Consider the following 23,095-nt stretch of genomic DNA (forward strand, 5'->3'; position numbering starts at 1 on the left):
GTGGATGATTAATCGTAATTTTGCGTATTTTCTGATGTTTATATATTCTAATAGGGGGTATCTTTTTCCTTCCCCCGAAAAAGGAGAATAAGAAAGAATCTAGTCAATATCTAGTGCTATTTCCTTTATAAAAATAGTAATTTTAACAGACTTAATCTAGAATCTCTCTTTAAAAAATAAGAAAAGGAGGAGTTCAAGTGAAAAAATCTTTAGTTACAGGATTATTGGTTACAGCAATATTGGTAAGTCATTCTAACTATGTGAATGCTTACCAGGATGTGGTGCAGTCTAAATCAGAGTTATCACATGTACAAAATGTCAATAATGCGAATACATTATCACATTCGATTAGAACGTTAGGTTCACAATCACCTTTAGCGCAAGCATATGGATTAATTATTTTACAGCAACCAACCATTAAAGGGACTGGTATGAGCAGTTTAACGAATCACCAAGAATTTGTAAAAAATCATGTTCGCGAATGGTTAGATGAATATAATCCTAAATTAGTTGATTTAAATCAAGATATGCAGCGTTATAGTACAAGATTCAATGGTTATTATGGTACATTATATGATTTAGCGGAAACGGTAAATACAGATGCGGAAACAAAAGTGAGTTTTGTAAATGCTTTTAATAGACTACAACAGGACGTACAAACTATCCAAGATAGTATGTACCAAACCTTATTGCAGCTAAATCGTTTTAATGATTTATTGCTTCAAGATAACAAAGGGTTTTCTGAAAAAGCAAAAATAGCAATTCAATCCTTAGAGGGTTCAGATGGAACTGTTACACAGCTAAGAGCTGATATTAAAAGACTTCAAGAAGAGATACTGGTAGAACTCGCAAAAATTTTAAATAGACCAAATGAAGTTCGTAACGGCGTTATAAATATTGGGAAGCAAGTCTTTACGATTGCGGGCGGAGCAGCTCAGACTCAAACTATAGATTTTATCTCTATTTCATCTCTTGGTGGTGGAATTTTAGATCTTTTCGACAGTCAAACAGCTGCTTCTGCTAGGATCATTGAGCAGAAACAAAAAGAATTACTACCACTAATTCAGCAGTTAGCAGAAACCCAAATTCAAGTGACTGAAATGACTTTTATTGAGGATCAAATGAATGGGTTTACTGAGATGATTAAGAGGCAAATTACCACTTTTGAATATTTGATGAATGATTGGAAAGCGCTAAATGATACAATGATCCAAATCCAACTCAATCTGAGTGCAGGGGCACACATGGATAGTGTTGGATTGCAAAATCAATTAATTCAGCTCAAAGAATTCAGTGATGAACTGTATGTGCAAACAAAAAAGTTTGAAAATTTCATTTCAAATGTAACAATAAATTAAGTTTAAGCAAAGAGTGAAATATGATTATACTGAAAGTTAAAGGAGAAGACAAAAATGACAAAAAAGCCTTATAAAGTAATGGCTTTATCCGCATTAATAACGGTAATGGCAACAGGTAGTATCATGCCAACATATGCTTCTGCAGCGGAAAGCACGGCAAAATCAACTCCTATTCACGCTAAAACAGGTACAACGGACGAGTACCCGGGGTATTCATTAGGACCAGAGGGTCTTAAAGAGGCAATAACTAATACAGGGTCAAATGCTTTAGTAATGGACCTTTATGCTCTAACAATCCTTAAACAAGCAAATGCTAATTTCAATGGGCTCAATTCAATTGATGCATCTTTACGAACGAAAATAATTAATGATCAAAATATTGCCAGAATAAATGCAGGGCAATGGTTAGATAAACTTAAACCGCAAATGATTTCAACGAATGAAAACATTATTAATTATAATACTAAATTTCAAAATTACTATAATACGTTAATAGATGCTGTAAAAGAAAAGGACAGGGAAACATTATCAAATGGACTTACAAGGCTAAATAATGATGTTGTAGCAAATAAGGCAGAAGTGGACGAATTATTGGAAGAACTGAGAGCATTCCGAAGTAAATTAGCAACAGATACGCAAAACTTTAGACAAGATGCAACTCAAATAACGTCTATTTTAGCAAGTCAAGATGCTGGAATTCCGCTGTTGCAAAATCAACTCACAACGTATCATGCCACAATTGCTGAATATAATAAACTTCTTATTGCCTCAGCAGTTGCAACGGCTCTAGGTCCACTTGCTATTATAGGTGGAGCAGTTCTAATTGGTACTGGTTTAGGAGCTAAACTAGGAGTTGTGTTCATTGTAGGTGGTTTAGGAGCAACAGCAGGAGGTATAGCAGGAATTGTTATAGCAAAGCAAGAGATGGATAAGGCTCAGGAAGAGATTAAGAATATAACAGGACAAATAACCCAGGCTCAATTAGAAGTAGCTGGTTTAACCAATTTAAAAGAGCAAACTGAATCCTTAACAGAGACTATTGATATAGCAATTAATGCACTACAAAATCTTTCAACCAAATGGGATGTAATTGGATCAAAATATAAATCTTTACTTAAAAATATTGCAGTTATCGACCCTAACGATCTATTTTTCATAAAAGAGGATCTCGATGTGGCTAAAGATAGTTGGAAAGAAGTTAGAGATACTGCTGCAAATCTTTATGAAACTGATATTAAATTAGTAGATACAGAATAATCAATTGATTTTATGTAATAAGGTTTCCCTGCTCAAACTTGAACAGGGAATTTCCTCAATGCTCACTAAAAGATACGAATTCTTAAAAAGCGTAGGTGGGATAATATGAATAAGAAATTGTACAAGAAATTCTTATTATCAATGATGATTGCTGGAATGGCAACAAGTAATATAGTACCACTTCATACTTTCGCGGCAGAACAAAAAGTCCATACAACTATATCGCAAGAAACCATTCATAATTATTCACTTGGTCCTGAGGGCTTTCAAGATGTACTAGCACCAGCAATGTCTAATGTACTTGTTATGGATTCATATGCCAAAACAATACGTAATCAACAAGAGACAGACCTTAGTGGTATAAGTTCTCTTAATAGTTATTTACGAGCAAACATGTTGAAACACCAGGACGATGCAAAAAAAAACGCGACCTATTGGTTAGATAATCTTAAACCACGTATTATGAATACGAATCAAAACATTGTAAATTATAATGATACATTTCAAACACACTATAGTATTTTACTAGATGCAATAGATCAAAAAGATACTGAAAAATTGAAAACTGAGCTTGAAAAATTGTATCAAAGTATATTAACTAATAAAAGTGAAGTTAACGAGCTATTAGAACAGCTGAAAACATTCCGAAATAAAATGACAGCAGATACGCAAAATTTTCAACAAGATACAAGTCAATTAACGACTATTTTAGCTAGTACAACTGCAGGTATTCCATATTTAGAACAGCGAATTAATGGGTATAATGAGTCTATCAAAAAAAGCAATGATCAAATTATTGCAGGTTCAGTACTTTGCGCGACGTTAATAACGTGTATCATTGGTGGACCGCTGATTGCAACAGCAAAAAGTAATATTGCATCTGCTGAGCGAGAAATAGAAATTTTAAAAGCACAAATTTCTGGGGCACAAGCAGAAATAGCTATTATAACTGATGCAAAAAATAAGACTACGAATATGGCGGAAACAATTGACACAGCTATTACTTCTATACAGAAAATGTCTAATAGTTGGGATACTGTAGCAGCAAAATATAATAATTTAGTAAAAAATATCACATTTATTACCCCAGAAGAATTTGCTTTTATAAAAGCAGATCTTAATACAGCAAAAGATAGCTGGCAAGATCTTAAGAATTATGCTGATAAATTATATGAATCGGTGAAAATTGCAGAGAAAGAAGAGCAGGATCTTATGGATCGACTTCGTCCGTCAAGTGTTCAATATTTCTACAAACCGATACACAATGCCTATACATTTGAAATAAAAACGGGAGCAAATGCACCAAATGCGTCCTATAAAGTTATGAATTTAACAAAACGGACTACTCATAATATGTGGAGCGGAGGACCAAATGCAAGCATGTGGATTGACCAGCTTCCATTAAACTTAAAAGACCAATATGCAGTAATAGCAACGGTCAATGGAATGGAGTATGTCATATATAAAGAAGTAGGAGAAAACATTCCTGGAGCTAATTTGAATGGTACCTATCAACTATTTTCTGCGTTAAATAATAGTAGCGTTATAGATATGGATCGATCAACGAATAATGTTACCTTATGGAGCAATAACGGCGGTAATCATCAAAAATGGAAGTTAGTATATGATTCAAATAAAAAGGCCTATCAAATTAAAAGTGTAACAAATGGAAATTTAATATTAGCTTGGAATGACTATCAAGGTTCTAGTAATGTTTTTGCTACACCTAACCAATACTATGAAGAGCATTATTGGATAGTTGAAGATGCAGGAAATGGATATTTTTATTTGAAAAATAAGAAAAACTCTAGGTATTTAGATGTAACTGGTTCTGGTACTAAAAATGGAACAAATGTTATAGTATATCCATTTACAGCTAGTAATAATCAAAAATTTAAATTACAGAGACTAAATTAAATTATAAGATTCTGGTACTAAAAAATTTTATCTTGGGGTTTCTTGCCCATCCCCTCCAAAAGGTACATTAAGGATTTATTCCATAAGAGGAAATGTCTCTGAATCAGTCTGCCCTACTCGATTCAGAGACATTTTAGTGATTTTATTCATAAGAATAGATACAGCAAAGTTAAGATTCTTTCATTAGCCCACGTTTCTCAATCTCACGATATAACGTTGATTTTGTTACAGTCGTCTTTTTCTCGATTTGCTTAATCGTGTACTTTCTAGTTTTCCAAAGATCAATGGCATGATCTACTAAATCCTTGTTTTTTCCTTTACGTCCAAACTTTACTCCATGTTCCCTCGCTCTGAGCTTACCGGCCATCGTCCGCTCACGAATGAAATTACGTTCCATTTCCGAGAACAGCCCCAACAGCGTAACCATTGCTTTGGTCATAATATCGTTGTTCCGGCGTGTTTCAACCCCGTCAGATATGCAAACGAGATGAATCCACCTCTCATTAAATGATTCGTAGGTCTTCAACACATCAGATATGGAACGTCCCATTCGATCTAATTTGTAACCAACCACCGTATCACCGGGTTGCACTACTTCTAGTAACTGCTTAAATTCTGTATGGTCATTCACATCCTTACCTAATATCTTTTCACAAAATAGCTTATCGACACCATAGCATTGTAATTTTTCGATTTGTATTTCTAAATCGGGTTTCTTTGCCCATCCCCCGAAAAGAGGTATTAAGACAAAATATTCTATATCAGTTGTAAACAGATTTGGGATTTAACCTTATTTGTTCGATTTGTAACATAAACGTTCGTTTTTGTTACATTTTTTCTTTTTACATTCTAGACTAGATCGTATTGGATTTAGATGTAACTAAATACTATCTCAAAAATAATTTGTCACAACATAAAGCTTCTACCTTTTTGTTAAGCTGATGGGCATGGGGTACAGCCAAATGCCCATCAAGCTAAAAATGGATTTTCTATGAAATTCCATTTTTTTAGTTATGCCACTATTATCGTTTCTGTTTCGTTATCAGATAAGCTCAAATTTCTTCCTCATCTTAAAGTGGAACAAATTTATTACTTAAATTGTCTATTTAGTACACTTTTTAAATATGAATATATTTCTTAAAGTGACTTCAATAATTTTAAGTAAATCAACAGGAGAATTGAAAGGCAGGAGAAAGTAGCATGTCAGAAAATTATCGTTCTCGAGAGAAGCGACGACAAGTTAAAAAGAAAAAACAGCCAGCTGCTAAAAAACAAAAACCAAAAGGCAAAACATCATTTTTTCGTAAGTTTTTAATTAGTTGTTTATTACTTGGTATTGTAGGGTTAGTCACAGGGGTTGCTACCTTTTTCGTTATGATCAAAGATGCACCAAAACTTGAGAAAGCAAAACTCGTTAATCCGTTATCCTCAAAAATTTATGATAAAGATGGGAAATTGATATATGAATATGGAAAAGAAAAACGAACGAATATTATGTATGATCAGATTCCTAAGTTAGTAGAAAATGCGTTTTTAGCAACAGAAGATGCACGTTTTTACGAGCACAGTGGCATAGACTATAAAGGTACTGCACGTGCAGCCTTAGTCAGCCTAAAAGGGGATTACGGCTCTCAAGGTGGAAGTACGATTACACAGCAAGTTATTAAAAATTACTTCTTATCGATGGAAAAAACGTCAAAGAGAAAGGCGCAAGAAATATATTTAGCATATAAGCTAGAACAACAGTATTCAAAACATGAAATTTTAGAAATGTATTTAAATAAAGTTTACTTAGGTAACCGTTCATACGGAATCGCAACAGCAGTCCAAAATTACTATGGTAAGGAATTAAAAGATTTAACACTACCAGAAGTTGCAATGCTTGCTGGTTTAATGAAAGCTCCTAATAACTATGATCCAACGAAAGAACAAAATATCAAAAAAGCAACAGAAAGAAGAAATGTTGTACTTAAATTAATGAATCGACATGGTTATATTACAAAAAAAGAAATGGAAGAAGCATCAAAAGTTCCAGTAACAGAAGGACTTAAGAAAGCAACTGAACAAAAAGAAATGCCCTATCCAGCTTTTATGGATGCGGTTGTGAAAGAAGTTGAAAAAGATTTGCCAGATGTTAATATCGGATCTGACGGTTTAGAAATTTATACAACATTAGATCCAAAGGCACAGGATTTTGCGGACAAACTTTTAAATAAAGATATTATTAATTATCCAAATGAGAAATTCCAAGGGGCTTTCACATTTATGGATACGAAAACAGGAGAAGTACGTGCAATTGGTAGTGGGCGTGGTGAAAATACAGCTGTTTTTAAAGGACATAATATTGCAATTGAATTAAATCGTTCAGCAGGTTCAACGATGAAACCAATTTTTGATTACGCTCCTGCAATTGAATATTTAAAATGGGCTACTTACCATCAAATTGATGACTCTCCATTTAAGTACTCAACGGGACAAGAAGTTAGAAATGCTGATAGAAAGCATTTAGGACCAATTACAATGCGTGATGCATTGAAAACGTCCCGAAATATCCCGGCAATAAAAACTGCAAAAGAAGTAGGAATTAATAAATCAAAAGTTTTCTCTGAAAAGCTAGGTATTACATTTAATGTAGCACCGACCGAATCAACAGCGATTGGTACAAATGAAGCGTCACCGACTGAAATTGCAGGTGCTTATGCGGCATTTGGTAATGATGGTAAGTATACGAGGCCACATTTTGTTAAGAAAGTCATTTATTCAGATGGTAAATCAAAAAGCTTTGAGCAAAAGTCAAAACGAGTTATGAAGGATTCTACAGCATATATGATTACTGATATGCTTCGTACTTTTGTTTTATCTGGATTAGGTACAACAGCTAATATAAGTTCTTTAGATATAGCGGGTAAAACAGGTACAACAAACTATTCTTTAGAACAAATAGCACAATATAATCTACCAGAAAGTGCAACTCGTGATAGTTGGTTTGCTGGTTATACACCACAATATACGATGGCAGTATGGACCGGATATACAAAGGATAGTAAAGGTGATTATATTAGTAGTAAAAATACTAAAATAGCTCAATTGATTTTTAAAGAAATGATGAGTAAGTTTGCTACAGATAAGTCACAATTTAAAATGCCGAACAGTGTAGTTCAAGAAGGTAGCGAATTACGTATTAAAGGTGAGAAGCGTGATTCTTCTCCAAATACGAAAATAGCAAATACGACTGAACACCCGAGTGAAAATAAGCAAAAAGAAAAGCAAAAGAAACAAGAAGAGCAAAAGCAAAGTGAGCCAAAAAATGGTAGTGACCAAGGGAATACAACACCACCAAACAATGGTAATGGCCAAGGAAATACAACGCCGCCAAAAAGTGGTAGTGACCAGGGAGATACAACACCGCCAAAAAATGGTAGTGACCAAGGGAATACAACACCACCAAACAATGAGGATGACCATGGAACGCCACCGTCACCAAGTAATGATGGGAATACAGGAGAGGATCCAGCTAATAATGGATAATATGTAATCATATAATCAAAAAACGCTATCGATTCAATATGAGTTTCATTTATTCGCTAAAGAACTCCAGCGATATCTATTTCCAAGTACCTTTCAAAAGCTCCTACGGGAGAAAGGTTTCGTAAAACGTAAAAGTAAGTATGACACAAGAGATTTGGCCGATTTATGCGTTTGGATTAGCCAACACGTAGCATTTCTTCGAGAAATCTTTACTTCTCTTCTCACACAAAAACTCTGTTCAAATCACTCACTTTTTGCACATATAATCTTTACTTTCAATCGTATAAGTATTCTAGATGCAACAGTGTTTCAACTACCTGGTTAATTCGCCACCGACTATCAAGGTTCAGGTGGGAGTAGTAATAAGGCAGGCATGAAAATTCAATTGGAATATGATTTACTTAGCGGTCAATTCATTAACGTGCAGCTTGGACCAGGAAAGAATAATGATAAAACATATAGTACCATCTGTCTTGAAACCGTAAAAGCAGGCGATTTGTGTTTACGTGACCTAGGTTACTTCGATTTGGTAGACTTACAAACCATTCAGGATAAAGAGGCTTACTATATCTCACGGTTGAAGTTGAATACACGCATTTATATCAAGAACCCTGACCCAGAATACTTCAATAATAGTACGTTAAACAAGCAAACAGAATACATCCAGCTTGATATGACACAAGTGATGTAGGATCTCATCCCTGGTGAAACGATAGAAATCCACCAGGCATAAATTGACCAAAATAAGAGGCTTCCAGCATGTGTCATTATCCATCATTTAACCAATGATCAAACGCAAACACGCCTGAAAAACCAAGTGATACATGAAAAGAAAAAAGGCATTGTCATGAAGGATAAAAGTAAACGTTTAATGGGCATGTGGCGGTACCCTATAGCATATAACCAAATTTGTTATCTTTACAACCATTTTTGTTATGTTTAAGTGCTATAATCCCTTATATATCAATAGATTTCAGCTTCCTAAAACATACAAAACATATAACATCATATTGAGTGAATTAAAATATATTATTGATTTATAAACACAGCACAGTTACTTACAATTTCAATTTGTGATGCATTTATAGAACCAAAAGTGTTACATTTCATATTTTTACAATGTTATAAATGTGAAATCGTTCTCTTAAATAATTCATCAGATGAAATATTCAGTGAACATATAATACAATTTTTTATATTTACCTCTAATAATCACATATTACTTTTTAACCTCAATGTAACAAATAAAGTAATACTAACATGTATTAAATAGATATTAGTCCTCTTTTAATTCCTTCCACTACCGCCCCAACTCTACAAGAAACATCAAGTTTTCTTAATATAGATGATACATAAAAAATATTAGAGTAGATAATTTGAGTTTTAATTATAAGAATGAAGAGCCATTACTTAAAGATTTCTCCTTTGAAATTAATGAAAATCAAATAGTAAGTTTTGTAGGGAAAAGTGGTTCAGGAAAGAGTACGTTAGCTAAGCTTTTAATTAGGTTCCTAGAAACACCTAAAAACACCATTTATGTTAATGATATTGATATAAATGATATAAATTTAAAATCCCTTCGAGAAAAAGTTTGCTATATAAATGATAAACGCTTTTTTATCCCTAGAACGATAAGGGAAAATTTAGCCTTGGGGAAAGTATTTAGTGATGATGAAATTGTAGATGCATGTAAAGCTGCCTGTATTCACGATTTTATTAATGGGCTAAATAAAGGCTACGATTTCCCAGTAATGGAGGATTCGTCTAATTTCTCTTTAGGGTAATCCCAAAGGCTTTCTTTAGCTAGAGCTATTCTACAAAAACCAGATGTTTTAATTTTGGACGAAGTGCTAAGTAACGTAGACGAAGAGAATGCATTAAAGATTATGAAGAACCTAAAAAATATGGATATAATCGTAATTTCTATTAATCATAATTCCTGCTTGTTTGATTATTATGATCAAATATATGATTTTTCAAAAGAAAGAATATCTGAATTTAATAGAGGTGTAAATCTGTGAAGAAATATATTGTATCTTTAATTGTAATTTTAATGACGTTTGGAATAGGTATATATGTGTATAGTTCATCAGTTGATAATAACCATGAATATAAAGATATGAGTTTTGAAAAATATATGGAGAAATTAGATGGTAATCAATCGTTTTTCTTATATGTTTATAGAACTGGTTGTCCAGCATGCGAAGAGTTAGAACCAACTTTGAATAAAGTAATAAAAGAGAGAAACATAACAATAGACAGTATCGAAATGTCTAAGAATAGAAACAGTCACAAAGACTATTTTGTTGAGCACAACATCGATTCTACTCCAATGTTAATTCACTACAAGAATGGAAAAGAGGATGCTCGTCTAAGCAATCAAATTATTACAGAAAAAAATTAAACCAATTTATAAATGATCATAATAATAAGTAATTCTATTTAGAAGATGGAGAAAAATGGGTGATAATTATGAAATTGATACGTTATAATAACTATATGTTCTTTGTGACAATGGTATCGTTCATTGGAACAGTAGGTAGTTTATTTTTAAGTGAAATTATGAATTTAGTTCCATGTAGTTTATGTTGGTATCAAAGGATATGCTTATACCCTATATTTATTATTTGTATTGTGTCTTTAATTAAAAGACATTCTAATGCAGATGAGTATATCAAGTATTTTTCAGGAATAGGCTTATTAATATCTTTATATCAATATATTATACAAACCACACAAACAAAGAGTGCCTTTTGTCATTTGTATGAAGACTGCTCAGCGATTGATTTTGTTTTTTTGAAATTTATAACAATACCTTTTTTAGCAATGCTAGCTTTTCTATTATTATTTAGTATTTCTTTTCTAGTAAAAAATCAAAAATAGATTTTAATTTAAGGAGATGTTGATATGAGTTTAAAAGAACACGCAATGAAAGAATTTCAAGAAAAAATGACTTCCAATGAGAGCTTACAAGGTATGATTACAACCTATTATGAAATGCAAAATGGTATATCTGGATTAGTCGGTGTACCAAATGGAAATTCTACTCCTGTGCAAGGGATTTTAGCATATACAGAACGACAATTGTTATTTTATAGTGAGGTGTTTGGCAAGCTACCTATTTCATTACAGATACCTTTCCATAAAATTAATGAAATAAAAGAAAAAAAACAAGTTTTTGCCCTTTTTAAAACGATTCCAGCTATTGCTGTTTCCCATGAAGATCAAGATGTTTTTTCGACACGTGGAGATAAAGAGGAGTTTGTACGTTTAAAAGAATTCTTTGAAAAAGTTAAGTATATGTTAAACTAGTAAATCTTAATCATTACTAAAAAAGAATTAAATGTGAACTACCTAAGCAAGAACGGTTTATAACCGGGCTGATGAGCTGCTAAGCTTAAAATCTAGCCCGTTTGTTTTGTATATTAAAAGTTTAAAATATTATATTGTTAGGAGCCAATTACATAATATGAAAAAATATCTTTCTATTGCACTGCTTTTAGTTTTATTTGGATTATTGTCCCCCTTGTCTAATATACATGCGGAGACAAATAACACGGACTTTAAAAAAATTGATCAAATTGTTAATGTTTTTAATGATAATTCTGATGTAGAAGAAAAAATTAGTTATATTAAGGATAGTGATTTTAATAGTTGGTCAATTAAAGAGATTAACCTAACTTTAGACAGAATAGATAGTTTAAATCTAAGCATAATGGAACGTGCGACATTAAAGAGAGAAATAATACGTCATTTTGGTTTTTTAAATTTTGATTTCAAAGGAACGAATTCAGATGTTTTAGCGTTTAAAGAGTTGAAAATAGAAATTGTGGAGACCAATCAGCCACTTGTACTATATAGAAGAAGTAAATCTGGAGAACCAGAGTCTAAGTATGGTCTTGGTTATTGGTGGGGAGATAAAGCGAGAAGTATTGAAGAAACCAGAAATGAATTAGCCGTATTAGAAGCATGGGGAAATCCACTTAATACGGTATATAAAATTCAAGTACCAAAGGGTATTAGAATGCTTAAAGGATTAACAGCCCCCCAAACTCAATATCTTAATGGAACAGATATAGTGCAAGAATATAGAAAAGGTGGAGCAATTCAATATTGGATTAATAACGTAAATAACAATTGGCTACAATGAAATCTTTCTAGGAGGACATCATGGAAACTGATTATGAATTTATAAAGTTGATTCTAGATTGTGAGCATATTATTAAAAAACACACCCCTAGTAATCCTGACGATGTTAAAAGATATCATTTAATGTTAGATGAACTGAAAGGTTTAAGAATGACTATGAAATTGAAACAATTAAATACTAGGTTGTATTATTTATCAATAACACAAATGCTCGAAAAAAATGATCCGGAAGAAGTACTATATACTGTATTAAAGTTAAATAAATTTTATTGTACATACTATCAAAATCTATAGAAAAAAATGCTTAAAGTTTAATTATTAAAGGTAAAATGGTCTACGATGAAGGCACTCAAAGGGGTGTCTTTTTTTCATGAGAAGATTCCTACGCAAAGTATAGCAATCAAAAGCAAAATATCTTTATAAAGTTGCTTTGAGGGGAAAGACCTTTTTCATGTAAAATAGATATAATATCATAAATTTTTAGAAGAGGGTGTTTTCTTGAGTGCAATCAAAATAGAGGATATTTATCAAGAACTATTAGATGGTAAAAGAAAACAGTTTCCACCATATACATGGAGTGAAGATGTAGACAGAAATTTAGTTAAAAGAATAATAAAGTATTTAGTAGAGATAGTCCTTAATTGGGATGACAATATGTTAAAAGAAGGATGGAATAAAAAACTAATTAAGAAATACAAATTAGATGGTGCTGTTTGTATGATTTATCGTGTTTACAAACTGTGTATATTCTCTACGTAACCGATTAGAAATATGTTCTCTTTGTTTTTGCTTGAGATGTTACTATTTTTTATTTGTTTGAAGGATTTTTACGTTTACTTTTATGTGGTTTTTCATCGACACCCATCTCCTTTTACTAGCAAAACGAATATATAACTATCGTATCACGTTTAAATTGAAATACTGCTCTAGGTACATATTTCGCAAGAAATCTATCTATCAGAAATGAGAAAAGCTAGTATTCTACTAGCTTTTTTAATCAGTAAAAAGTCATATGCTTTTTATCCTCTTTATAATATTGTAAACGATCTTGTAAAGTACCAGTATGAAACTCAAACTTGTGACCATCTGGATCTGTAAAATAAATAGACCGTTTATCTCGGTCACCTCTCTCACGTCCAGGTAAGATATTAACATGATTTTGAATTAATATTTCTTTTAAAGAATCAAACTCATTATTTGTTACAGTGAAAGCTATATGTGTGTAAGAGTATTTAATTTCGTTTCTTGGTATACTTTCTTCCACATTTAGAGCAATCCATAAACCATTTAAATCAAAATAAGCTAACTTTCTACCTTTTACTAATAATTTCGCTTGAAGTATATTTTGATAAAACTCAATAGCTTTCTCTAGATTTGCAACTGAAAAACAAATATGATTAATACTTTGTATCATGTTCCATTCTCCTTGTTAATTGATTAAGTTATATATCCCATTATAAGTAAAAAAATGCTTTTCTACTAGGAGTACAGACATATCACCAGCAAGCTAAGGAAAACAACTACTCCAAGACGAGAAGATTAGCATCCCAAGATTAAAATGTACTTTTTTTGTTTTGGGGCATTATAAAATTCTTAAGTTGATGGGCATGTGGCGGTACCCCACATCCATCAACTTAAACTATATGTTTATACAAAAACTGATCTTTCCATGTAGTTTTTTATTATCTTTTATAGATATCATAAAAGTAGGCATATCAAATAAACCCTGATGGGTTTCAATTTTTTTACTATAACTATGCTACCTGATGGATTGAAGTGGTATACTCATAAACAACGCCCAAAATATCAAAGACCGTTTTTTTCTCATATCTGTGGGATTTTCGTCCGTTTCGCTGTAGGAGGTTAAACAGACGAAGAAGAATCTTTGATAATTCTTGGGTGTTCTTATGTAATGCTTGATAAAAAAGTAAGAAATAATCTTTAATCATGTACATCGCTTTATATTCACTTAGCTCTTTCTGTTTCTTACGTAACAGAAGTTCTCTCATTTTAAACATAGTAGAAGAACATAATAGGATACTAATGAGTTGTCCATAAAGGTGACATTCTAGTCGCTCTTGTTTAATAGATTTACAACGATGAATTTGAAACCAAGATTTCCATATTTTAAATAACAGCTCAATTTGCCAACGCAATGAATATAAATCATAGATTTTCTCTTTTGGCACCCATTCCGTAGGAATGTTTGTCATATATACCGTATTTCCTTGTAAGAGTTTCGTACGCTCTGTATATGTAATCCCTTTTTTCTTTTCGCGAATAGCTCGATCACGTAAGCGTTTCTGTTTTTGCTCCTCCGTACACCTATAAACCACAATGCGAGTAGGCAACTTGCCTTTACTCCCTACATATACATCATGTAACTCATACACTTGACCAGGTTGTAATTGTTTCATGATATCTTCTAAATGAATTTGTATATATACGGGTCTCAATTGAGCAGGTTTTGTTTTAAATACCACTGTTTCGAATTCTTTCCTATATATTTTAGTTGGTAATTTAAGACGTGATAAATAATATCCTTGCTTATCTTGGATAGACTTAAAGTCCTGTAAACGAAAGTATCCTAAGTCACGAATATATAGTTCATTCTTTTGTATCATGCCTGTTCGAGTTGCACCATATGCCTGATCACTTCGTTTTCCTGGTTCAATTTTCACATCAGAAAATTCTCCGCTCAACAAGTCATACTCTAATTGAATTTTTATACCAGCTTTATGACTACATCCTCCGGCACCAGGATAAGTAGATGCGAATCGATCTGGAACTTGAAAGGTTGTAGAATCAAGGATGCGAATGCGCTCAAAGTAAGCAGAAAGAGAATGAGAAATCTTAGATAACCCTCCAATCTTAGCTTGTAGAAGTGTAGTAAATACAGTTCGAAAGAAGGCTACCGAAGCTGAGTTAAAGCGTCGATTAAGTCCCTCTGGACTTAACAAAACCCCTGTTGAGGTTTCTAATTGACTACAAAGTTGAGTAAGAGAGGTAGTAGCGATTTGTTGATTTAACCATACACACAAAGATAGAAAATGGTGCCCATGGCACTTACGTTTTCGTTTCATTCCGCCAGCTTCTATAGCTAATCGATTAAGTGTAGCGGGAGACATATATCTATACAACTCTTCGGCAAATAAAGACAATTCTTGTTTTTGATGCATATTCATAAAAAGCACGTCACCCTTTCTCATTAATATAAGAAAATAGTAACGCACTTTCAATTTCAAGAATAGTCAAAATCCTTAAGTTGATGGATGTGGGGTCCCGCCACATTACAATCAAGCTAAGATTATGTAAAATCAATTTCAGGTGAGATAGTCCCTATGTTCTAAAGACTAATTGTATATTATTTAAAGGATTGCATACGAAATAAGCCCTAATGGGTTTTGATTTTTTAAATTAAGCTGCATGATTATGAGACATGGAATAATTGTATACGACTAAATAAGAACGAGAAAAGTCCAGAGGAACTAAAAAATGTTGAAATAAAACATGGTGAACTAGAGGTTCCACTTTCTGTTCAAAAAACAATTTATATCACAGAATTCGCCAAGATTGATAAACCTCTTATTGTCTCTGATGCTGTTTACAGTAAGGTCCTAAATGTTCAACAAGAAAGTGTACTCCGAGATTATACTATATACGGTTTTATCGTTAAAAATTGGTCTGAAACAAGTGCAGTTACTACAAAACTTATGAAGTTCATTGGTACGAGTCAAGATGATTTTTATATCTTTTCATCTTTGTATTTAAAATGGCTTGAACTGAAACAACAAAATGGATTACTTTCAATTTCAAGTGTAATGGTGGGAATAGTATTTTTCGTATTCACGCTTAGCTTTTTATATTTCCGTCTATTTACTGATTTAGAACGTGATCAAGAGCAGTATGAAATGATTTCAAAATTAGGTTTAAGCCAAAGTGAGTTAAGGCAAATCGTGACAAGACAAATGATGATACTATTTTTCTTACCGATTGTAGTGGCTATGGTTCACAGCAGTTTTGCATTTCTAACTCTGCATCAATTAGGACAAATAGCAAGTAAGGAAATGTCCGTTGTTCAAAGCTCAATTGTTGTATTAGTAAGCTTTATTTGTATGCAAATGATTTACTTCCTTATTATTAGAAATCACTATATAAAACGCATATGTACAAAAATATATTCATAATAAAGATAAACAAAATATTGAAAGTGTATACTCAATCACTAATTATGCTTGCGTATGCACCTTGAAAGCCAGTTTGATCCAAATGTAGTTGGAGATCAGGGCACATCTCTTGGAGTGTTTCAAATCGGTCGAGGTGGATTAGCACCCAGAGATTGAACGAACGAAGATTTGAACAATGCAGAAACCAATACTCAAATTGTAATATCTAATATGACAAGTGCATATAACCGTGGTTTACAGAAAAGCTTAAAAGGAACATATCTATTAATAGTTCAAGTTGGCCTGGAGAGAAGGGTGTTCAATGGACAGAGAAACAGACAGACTATAACAAGGGTTTAGAAAACAGTTTTAAAGTGCTTTCTAAACGACAATACAAATTTTTAAAGATTATTATTTTATAATTTATGCTTAATTAAATACGAAAATTCTCTTCAAAAGATACACAGATTGACTATGTACTGTTTATATCAGGAATGTAACGAAACATGAGCACAATATGTACAATTCTCCAACTGCGCTAGTATAGTGGTCTTTATTAACGGCAAAATAACTTTTAAAATACGTAAATATGTTTATGTGAGTCAATAAATTTAATAAAATCTTAAAAAATTTTTTAGATAAAATTTCTTTTTTCTTTCTATATTTATTCTATAATTTATGCATAAATATGAAAAATTTCTTCAAAAGATACACAGCTTTTTTTGTAGTATCGAGGGTTTAAATGACCTTTATTAACAGCAAAAACTACAATTTACAAGGAGAACACTGTATGAGTAAGAGAATAAACGAATTAGATTCAATACGAGGACTAGCAGCTATTACAGTGGTAATTGGACATTTTTGTTTAATGCTACCATCATTGCCTAATTCTATAAAACTATCGCCTCTTAGGTTTTTATGGGCTGGCGGGGAAGCTGTAATCATTTTTTTTGTACTCAGTGGTTTTGTGCTATCTATGGCACTTTATCATTCAAAGACAAATTATTGGGGATATTTAATTAAGCGATTTGTACGAATCTATATCCTTTATTATTTCTGGATATTCATAACCTTTGCTTTATTTACTTTATTTTCATCCTATGAAGTTACGGGACTACGAGATTGGTTCTATGATAAGTGGCAAGGGCCTATAACAAAATTAGATATTATGAATCACTTTGTACTTCTTAATAACTTTTTTACGGATAATTATAATCCGGTTATCTGGTCATTAGCTCAAGAAATGCGTATATCTATCGTGTTTCCCTTGTTATTCCTTCTATTTTATAAACAGAGTTGGAAGAAAACGATACTGTTTGCCATGAGCTTTTCTTTAATTAGTATTCTCCTTAATATGTTCCATATTGGAAAAGCTGAGGGGTTTTATAATGGTTATGCCGATACACTGCATTTCACATCTATGTTTATGGTCGGAATGTTACTTTTTAAATATCAGGAAGAACTTACCCACTTATATAGAAATATGAAAAATTTAAACAGAAATCTTCTTATCGCATTAGGGGTCTTTCTATATTTATACTCTACTGGAATTTTACTGATTTCACGTAGTGATACTACTTTCCTATTAAAAGATTGGGGTGTCGTAATTGGTGTTAGTATACTGATTATAATGGCCATGAATAATCTAAAGGTAAAAGAAATTTTAAATAAGAGTGTATTTGTATACTTAGGAGAAATTTCATATAGTATCTATTTATGTCATTTTCCAATCATGATGGTACTATTTAAACTTTTGTATACAAAAATACCTATCCTTTTCCTTCTTATCTTATGTATTACAATGACAATACTTTGTTCTATAGTATCGTATCATTTAATTGAAAAGAAATGTATCAATTGGGCAAAACAAAGAACAAAAAATTTCAAAAAAAAAGTGTAATACTTGTAGGAGGAAGGAAACGATTCAAAAAATGATCCGTCTTGAAAAATCCCCAATTCAGGCGATTGTTTTTTCTTAAAATTCCTATATTAAACTTTACACCTAAAAAAATAATTTTGAGTCCAAAAAGGTACGAATTTTTTATAGGAGGAGTAATGTATGAAGCATACGATTAAAAAACGATTTATTATATTATTCTTTTTTAGTATTTTAGGTTTAGGAACCATGTCTGTAATATTTTATGTTAAGCATAAAACCAATATTCAAAGAAATAAAGCGATTGCTACCGAACAACGTTTATTGCAATATGAGCTAACCGTGAAAAGAGAATTAGAAAAATATAATTTAGAAGGTAAAACAGCAGTTTTATTAGGAATTATGTACCAAGAGAGTAGAGGTGAGGGCAATGACCCTATGCAGTCTTCTGAATCACTGGGATTAAAGCTAAATGAAATTCAAGAGACAAGCTTGAGCATTAAACAAGGGGTCAAACACTTTGCTCAAATGTACAAATATGGAACGGAAAAAGATGTTAGTATGGAGACAATTATTCAAAGCTATAATATGGGACCAGGGTATATTGATTTTATTGCTAGTCAAGAAGTTAAACAACACTCGGAAGATTCGGCCAAAAATTTTTCTAAGATGAAAGTTGATCAAAATCCAGAGATGTACACTTGTGGTGGAAATAAAAAAAATTTTAGGTATCCATATTGTTATGGTGATTTCACATATGCAACAAGGGTGAATGAAAAAGCAAAGCTTATTGAAGAACTTCTCCGAAAAAACTCAAAGAATAATTCAGAAAAATTATAATGTAAGAATTTTAAGATTCGTGTGAGATGTTTATTAAACCAGGTCATAGTGATACCCGTATTCTAAAAATGGTCTGACTACATGCCTGGTTCAGATGAGTTTGGAGTGAATCATGCAAAGTAGGCAGGACTTAAAAAGCACTCCACCAAGTCACGAGAATTTAGGTTTTACCGTAGGTACCATTTCACGTTCAACAAAATAATATTAGGCTCATAATGTCTCCATTTAAATAAACTTTCCTTATCCACACTAATCAGTCACCTTTTAAAGTAGCCTCATCAGTATGGATAATTTTGAGAATGTTCAATATCTCCTTATTATTGTAAAATTATATTAATAAATGTTAATGTACACATAAAAAACAGGATAGTTCCTATAAAAAGTAAATACCACAATGTCTAGGGGGTTGAAATGGTGGGGAAAATAGTTTTTTTAAAAAAATTAGATAAGAAACTAATATTCATTTTATTCATATTATGTATCACCAGTATTGTTGCAATATACAGCAGTCAGCAAACCGGGCAATATGGTAACCAAAATTTTGCTATGAAACAAATGGTAAATTACGCCATAGGTTTTGTTCTATTATTAATTGTTGCCAATATCGATTTAGATCAATTACAAAAATTAGCTTGGTCGATTTATATTGTGGGGTTCATCTCAATTATCATTTTAAAGGTATTACCAGTGTCAAGTTTTACACCTGAAATATTAGGGGCAAAAAGATGGTTTAGATTTCCAATTATTGGTGCTATTCAACCAGCTGAATTTTTTAAGCTTGCCTTAATTCTTCTGGCCGCAAGTTTAGCCGTAAAACATAATGCACAGTATATGGCACGGACATTTCAAACTGATTTACTTTTGATTGGTAAAATATGTTTGATAACTATTCCACCTGCGTTACTTGTATATAGTCAACCCGATACGGGAATGGTGTTCCTATATATAGCAGCCATTGCATGCATTATATTTATGTCAGGAATTCAAAAAAAGTTAATCATACTATTTGCAGGGATTCCGATGACTGTATTGTCTGCTTTCATATTTATATACGTAAAATATCCAGATATTTTCTTCAATAAGTTAGTTACTTTATTAAAGCCCCACCAACAATCGCGAATTTTAGGCTGGTTAGATCCATTTCAGTATACAGATCAGGGATATCAAACTCAACAAGCACTTTTAGCAGTAGGTAGTGGAGGGATAGAAGGAAAAGGCTTCAGTTCTGGAAATGTTTATATTCCAGAAAAACATACTGATTTCATTTTTGCCACAATTGCCGAAGAAGGCGGTTTTATAGTTGCCACTTTTATAATATGTATATTCTTCTTAATGCTTTCCCGAATACTTATAATTGGTAATTCCGCAGATAATTTATTCGGTACCTTACTATGCGCAGGAATTGTAGGCGTTCTAATGTTACAATTTTTTCAAAATATCGGTATGATTGTGGGATTAATGCCTGTCAAAGGTATTGCACTTCCATTTTTATCATATGGCGGAAGCTCTTTATTTTCGAACATGCTAATGATGGGGCTTATTTTATCCACACGAAAAACATACAAAGAATATATGTTTTCAGTGAATCAGCACTAAATATCAAATAAGAAGTACTTATACCTTAAACTATTCGTAGAATAACACGAAATGAATAAAAAAGGTTACAGAGCTATAATCAAGTAGTGTTAATAGACAGAGGGAGGAGAATAATAAACATTCTTCTCCCTTTGTCTGCAATTAGAATTTGTATATATAAATATATGTTGTAAGGAATTGCTGGAATGAATTTTAAGGTTAAAAAGGGGGAGCACGCACATTTTAACGTTTTTATACGCTAAGGGATTCTCAAAACTCCATAACGCGAGTTAAATTGAGAATCAAATTACATCTAGTTTGATTCATAAAAGATTGGCGTCATAGACTGCTGGATAAAAACACAGGGTTTTATCTCTGTGTTTCTTCAAATTTTCGTTTTTGAATATAAACTTGAGCATGAATAATTTCTTCCTGAAGTTCTTTTAATTCTTTCATAGATTCTGTTTCAATAGTCATGTAGGTAGTAACTAAACTAATCATCATATCCATCTTCTCTACTATATTTTGAATGACCTGTACAGATTGCTCTTTTTTAGGGTGTTGTATTGCTGTTAATACGTCTTCCATATAATTGTTCTTTCTTTTCTGGATATCATAAATAAACTGTTTTGTGTTTGAGTTCAGTTGTTTTTCCTCCTCTTTAGATATCTTTCTATTGTATCATATTTAAATGGGAAACATTGGATTAACTGGAATTTACACCAGCCTAATTGCTTAACGTAATCTATATATTTCTAAAGAGATGATAAATATATATTTTTTATCAAACTTGGAACTTTATCATGATTACTGTCCTATATATAGTGAAATCAATTTTAAGGAGGTTGCCTGTTTGGCTAGTAATGACAACATAAGCAACTGGATAGACCGTCTGTTATCCGGTGACGAAGAAGATTTTGAATATATATTTGATTTAACAATTCAGTGAATATATGACACCGTATTTGCTATAGTTAAAAATGGTTATGAAACAAATGAATTTGTAAATGAGGTTTACTTTCAACTATGGAAATCAATCTTAAAATATGATCAATCTAGGCCTTTTTATTTTGGTTGAATGGCATTGTCTATAAACAAATTAGTCAATGGCGTTTACATAAATAACTGTAGAGAGAAAAAAATTGTTATGGGGAGATTTTGTTCCTCCAAGATAGGCTAAATATATGTTCACATGTGTTTTTAAAAGAAATAGTCTATTCTTGGTCCATTGGAGAAGTAATGTTATCTTTATATGTATCAATATAGATATTTCAATTTGCAGCAAGTACAGCATACGTAACATCATTGTAACGAAGGTTACGTTTTTTTAGTTCACATTGTAATTCTAACTCCGTCTGATTGTTTTGTCTTAGGTTTTCTGTCATAATTTCTCCATCCATAATTAGCTCAATGGGGAGTGTACACTCTTTTTTCGTTGGTATATTTAAATCTTGTTTTGTAACAGTACGATATTCAGGTTTTTTCAAAACAGATATTCTACCATTTGTTTCAACTACGACATAAAGAACTTCTTCAATGTTAAAAATACCATTCTCTCTTAATTGTTGGTTTAAATAATCTAGAGAATAGCGCATTTTTCGCATGTTATTTTCTAAAATTTTTCCGTTTTCCATAATAACTGTTGGATTTCCAGCAAATACTTTTCTGCCTATCCGACTTTTCATGGATATATAACTAACCATTAAAATGATAAATACTAAAATAAGAAAAGCGATAACTGCATGATGAGTTTTTACATTTTAATTAAATGCCAAATTTGAAATAATACTTCCGATAGAGATAGCACCAATAAAATCAAAGGTATTCATTTCAGCGATAATTTGCTTTCCTAATATTTTAGCTCCAATAAATAAAATGGAGAAAGATAACAGAGTTCTCGAAATAATCTCTATATGTTCAGACACAAGTAGCTCCTCCTTTTGGGATTGCATGTTCGTATTATAACAATCTATATAAGGATAGTATGTATCATTGTAAAAGAATTTATTATGTTCAATAGCAGTAATAGTTCATGTTTCTTTTTATCGCTTGATTCTGTTGCTAAGTTTCTCAAGAGATAAAAAGAAACATGAATGAAAGAGGAAATATAATGATGTTGAATATTCTGTATCAAAAAGAGATTGGATTCCCTTAAAGGGTATTAACTAGATAAATATGAACTGATTTGAATTATCGGGATATGTTTTTTACCTACAAAATCCTGTTTCATTCTCATCTGTCCAGAGAATCACAACTTTTTAAACAGGTTATATCTTTGCGTAAAAACAATCATGTACCGACAGGGATTAATATTTTAAGAGCGTCCCTAAAATATATTTTGGTGTTTTTAAATTAAATGAGAAGTGGTTATGATATGCATTGTTTTTTTATTATCTAAATAAGATTTTATTAAATTACTTATATAAAAG

General features: G+C 31.9%; 18 protein-coding genes and 8 pseudogenes. 19 read left to right on the plus strand and 7 right to left on the minus strand.

The window, feature by feature from the left end:
• The first annotated feature begins 197 nt into the window (after positions 1–197).
• The 4 genes and pseudogenes from nheA (at position 198) to RBB48_RS28085 (ending at position 4,532) form a co-directional block, all read left to right on the plus strand.
• Positions 198–1,358 carry a non-hemolytic enterotoxin subunit A gene (nheA, locus tag RBB48_RS28070; RefSeq protein WP_306008498.1) on the plus strand — a complete coding sequence of 387 codons (1,161 nt, stop codon included), beginning with the start codon at positions 198–200 and terminating at the stop codon, positions 1,356–1,358.
• 54 nt (positions 1,359–1,412) lie between these two features.
• Positions 1,413–2,615 (plus strand): non-hemolytic enterotoxin subunit B, encoded by a 1,203-nt coding sequence (gene nheB, locus RBB48_RS28075; RefSeq protein ID WP_306008499.1) that lies wholly within the window; start codon positions 1,413–1,415, stop codon positions 2,613–2,615.
• A 105-nt stretch (positions 2,616–2,720) separates the two neighbouring features.
• Positions 2,721–3,797 (plus strand): annotated as a pseudogene (gene nheC, locus RBB48_RS28080) (non-hemolytic enterotoxin subunit C); the annotation flags it as partial.
• Between the two features lie 369 nt (positions 3,798–4,166).
• Positions 4,167–4,532 carry an RICIN domain-containing protein gene (locus RBB48_RS28085; protein ID WP_306008512.1) on the plus strand — a complete coding sequence of 122 codons (366 nt, stop codon included), beginning with the start codon at positions 4,167–4,169 and terminating at the stop codon, positions 4,530–4,532.
• Between the two features lie 169 nt (positions 4,533–4,701).
• Here RBB48_RS28085 and RBB48_RS28090 read toward each other — a convergent pair whose 3' ends face one another.
• Positions 4,702–5,316 (minus strand): recombinase family protein, encoded by a 615-nt coding sequence (locus RBB48_RS28090; RefSeq protein ID WP_371878400.1) that lies wholly within the window; start codon positions 5,314–5,316, stop codon positions 4,702–4,704.
• A gap of 416 nt (positions 5,317–5,732) precedes the next feature.
• Between RBB48_RS28090 and RBB48_RS28095 the strand changes: the two genes are divergently transcribed.
• From RBB48_RS28095 to RBB48_RS28130, 9 genes and pseudogenes are all read left to right on the plus strand, one after another.
• A complete protein-coding gene (locus tag RBB48_RS28095; RefSeq protein ID WP_306008500.1) occupies positions 5,733–8,060 on the plus strand; it encodes a transglycosylase domain-containing protein in 2,328 nt (775 codons plus the stop codon).
• Between the two features lie 31 nt (positions 8,061–8,091).
• Positions 8,092–8,940, plus strand: a pseudogene (locus RBB48_RS28100) (IS4 family transposase); the annotation flags it as partial.
• Positions 8,941–9,436: 496 nt separating this feature from the next.
• On the plus strand, positions 9,437–9,844 hold the full coding sequence (locus RBB48_RS28105; RefSeq protein WP_306008501.1) for an ATP-binding cassette domain-containing protein: 408 nt from the start codon (positions 9,437–9,439) through the stop codon (positions 9,842–9,844).
• Between the two features lie 233 nt (positions 9,845–10,077).
• Positions 10,078–10,464 (plus strand): thioredoxin family protein, encoded by a 387-nt coding sequence (locus RBB48_RS28110; RefSeq protein WP_097877533.1) that lies wholly within the window; start codon positions 10,078–10,080, stop codon positions 10,462–10,464.
• Between the two features lie 95 nt (positions 10,465–10,559).
• Complete coding sequence (locus tag RBB48_RS31775) at positions 10,560–10,943, plus strand: disulfide bond formation protein B (RefSeq protein ID WP_371878401.1); 384 nt, start codon at positions 10,560–10,562, stop codon at positions 10,941–10,943.
• Positions 10,944–10,967: 24 nt separating this feature from the next.
• Positions 10,968–11,372, plus strand: coding sequence for a GRAM domain-containing protein (locus RBB48_RS28115; RefSeq protein ID WP_306008502.1), 405 nt, complete (start codon positions 10,968–10,970; stop codon positions 11,370–11,372).
• A 157-nt stretch (positions 11,373–11,529) separates the two neighbouring features.
• Positions 11,530–12,210, plus strand: a complete 681-nt coding sequence (locus tag RBB48_RS28120; RefSeq protein ID WP_306008503.1) for an autotransporter — start codon at positions 11,530–11,532, stop codon at positions 12,208–12,210.
• 20 nt (positions 12,211–12,230) lie between these two features.
• Positions 12,231–12,503 carry a hypothetical protein gene (locus RBB48_RS28125; protein WP_306008504.1) on the plus strand — a complete coding sequence of 91 codons (273 nt, stop codon included), beginning with the start codon at positions 12,231–12,233 and terminating at the stop codon, positions 12,501–12,503.
• Positions 12,504–12,707: 204 nt separating this feature from the next.
• Positions 12,708–12,968 (plus strand): DUF4046 domain-containing protein, encoded by a 261-nt coding sequence (locus RBB48_RS28130; RefSeq protein WP_306008514.1) that lies wholly within the window; start codon positions 12,708–12,710, stop codon positions 12,966–12,968.
• Here RBB48_RS28130 and RBB48_RS28135 read toward each other — a convergent pair.
• From RBB48_RS28135 to RBB48_RS28145, 3 genes and pseudogenes are all read right to left on the minus strand, one after another.
• Positions 12,936–13,064: pseudogene (locus RBB48_RS28135) on the minus strand (transposase); the annotation flags it as partial. The gene RBB48_RS28130 and the pseudogene RBB48_RS28135 overlap by 33 nt on opposite strands.
• 142 nt (positions 13,065–13,206) lie before the next feature.
• Complete coding sequence (gene fosB / locus RBB48_RS28140) at positions 13,207–13,623, minus strand: FosB family fosfomycin resistance bacillithiol transferase (protein ID WP_306008505.1); 417 nt, start codon at positions 13,621–13,623, stop codon at positions 13,207–13,209.
• A 340-nt stretch (positions 13,624–13,963) separates the two neighbouring features.
• Positions 13,964–15,394: an IS4 family transposase gene (locus tag RBB48_RS28145; RefSeq protein WP_306008506.1), complete on the minus strand. Its 1,431-nt coding sequence runs from the start codon at positions 15,392–15,394 to the stop codon at positions 13,964–13,966.
• Between the two features lie 267 nt (positions 15,395–15,661).
• Between RBB48_RS28145 and RBB48_RS28150 the strand changes: the two are divergent.
• The 4 genes and pseudogenes from RBB48_RS28150 to RBB48_RS28160 form a co-directional block, all read left to right on the plus strand.
• Positions 15,662–16,396, plus strand: a pseudogene (locus RBB48_RS28150) (ABC transporter permease); the annotation flags it as partial.
• A gap of 63 nt (positions 16,397–16,459) precedes the next feature.
• Positions 16,460–16,797 (plus strand): annotated as a pseudogene (locus RBB48_RS31780) (transglycosylase); the annotation flags it as partial.
• A gap of 320 nt (positions 16,798–17,117) precedes the next feature.
• Positions 17,118–18,275, plus strand: a complete 1,158-nt coding sequence (locus tag RBB48_RS28155; protein ID WP_306008507.1) for an acyltransferase family protein — start codon at positions 17,118–17,120, stop codon at positions 18,273–18,275.
• 159 nt (positions 18,276–18,434) lie between these two features.
• A complete protein-coding gene (locus tag RBB48_RS28160) occupies positions 18,435–19,091 on the plus strand; it encodes a lysozyme family protein (protein WP_306008508.1) in 657 nt (218 codons plus the stop codon).
• Between the two features lie 170 nt (positions 19,092–19,261).
• Here the strand turns inward: RBB48_RS28160 and RBB48_RS28165 are convergent.
• A pseudogene (locus RBB48_RS28165) lies at positions 19,262–19,339 on the minus strand (IS6 family transposase); the annotation flags it as partial.
• A 163-nt stretch (positions 19,340–19,502) separates the two neighbouring features.
• On the opposite strand from RBB48_RS28165, the gene RBB48_RS28170 reads away from it, so the two are divergent.
• Positions 19,503–20,687 (plus strand): FtsW/RodA/SpoVE family cell cycle protein, encoded by a 1,185-nt coding sequence (locus tag RBB48_RS28170; RefSeq protein ID WP_306008509.1) that lies wholly within the window; start codon positions 19,503–19,505, stop codon positions 20,685–20,687.
• Between the two features lie 348 nt (positions 20,688–21,035).
• Here the strand turns inward: RBB48_RS28170 and RBB48_RS28175 are convergent, their stop codons facing one another.
• Positions 21,036–21,311 carry a hypothetical protein gene (locus RBB48_RS28175; protein ID WP_139848382.1) on the minus strand — a complete coding sequence of 92 codons (276 nt, stop codon included), beginning with the start codon at positions 21,309–21,311 and terminating at the stop codon, positions 21,036–21,038.
• 208 nt (positions 21,312–21,519) lie between these two features.
• On the opposite strand from RBB48_RS28175, the pseudogene RBB48_RS28180 reads away from it, so the two are divergent.
• A pseudogene (locus RBB48_RS28180) lies at positions 21,520–21,779 on the plus strand (sigma-70 family RNA polymerase sigma factor); the annotation flags it as partial.
• Between the two features lie 158 nt (positions 21,780–21,937).
• On the opposite strand, the pseudogene RBB48_RS28185 reads toward RBB48_RS28180, so the two are convergent.
• Positions 21,938–22,591, minus strand: a pseudogene (locus RBB48_RS28185) (DUF421 domain-containing protein).
• Between the last annotated feature and the right edge of the window lie 504 nt (positions 22,592–23,095).

The organism is Bacillus sp. MMSF_3353 (assembly GCF_030733445.1).
GTDB lineage: Bacteria > Bacillota > Bacilli > Bacillales > Bacillaceae_G > Bacillus_A > Bacillus_A wiedmannii.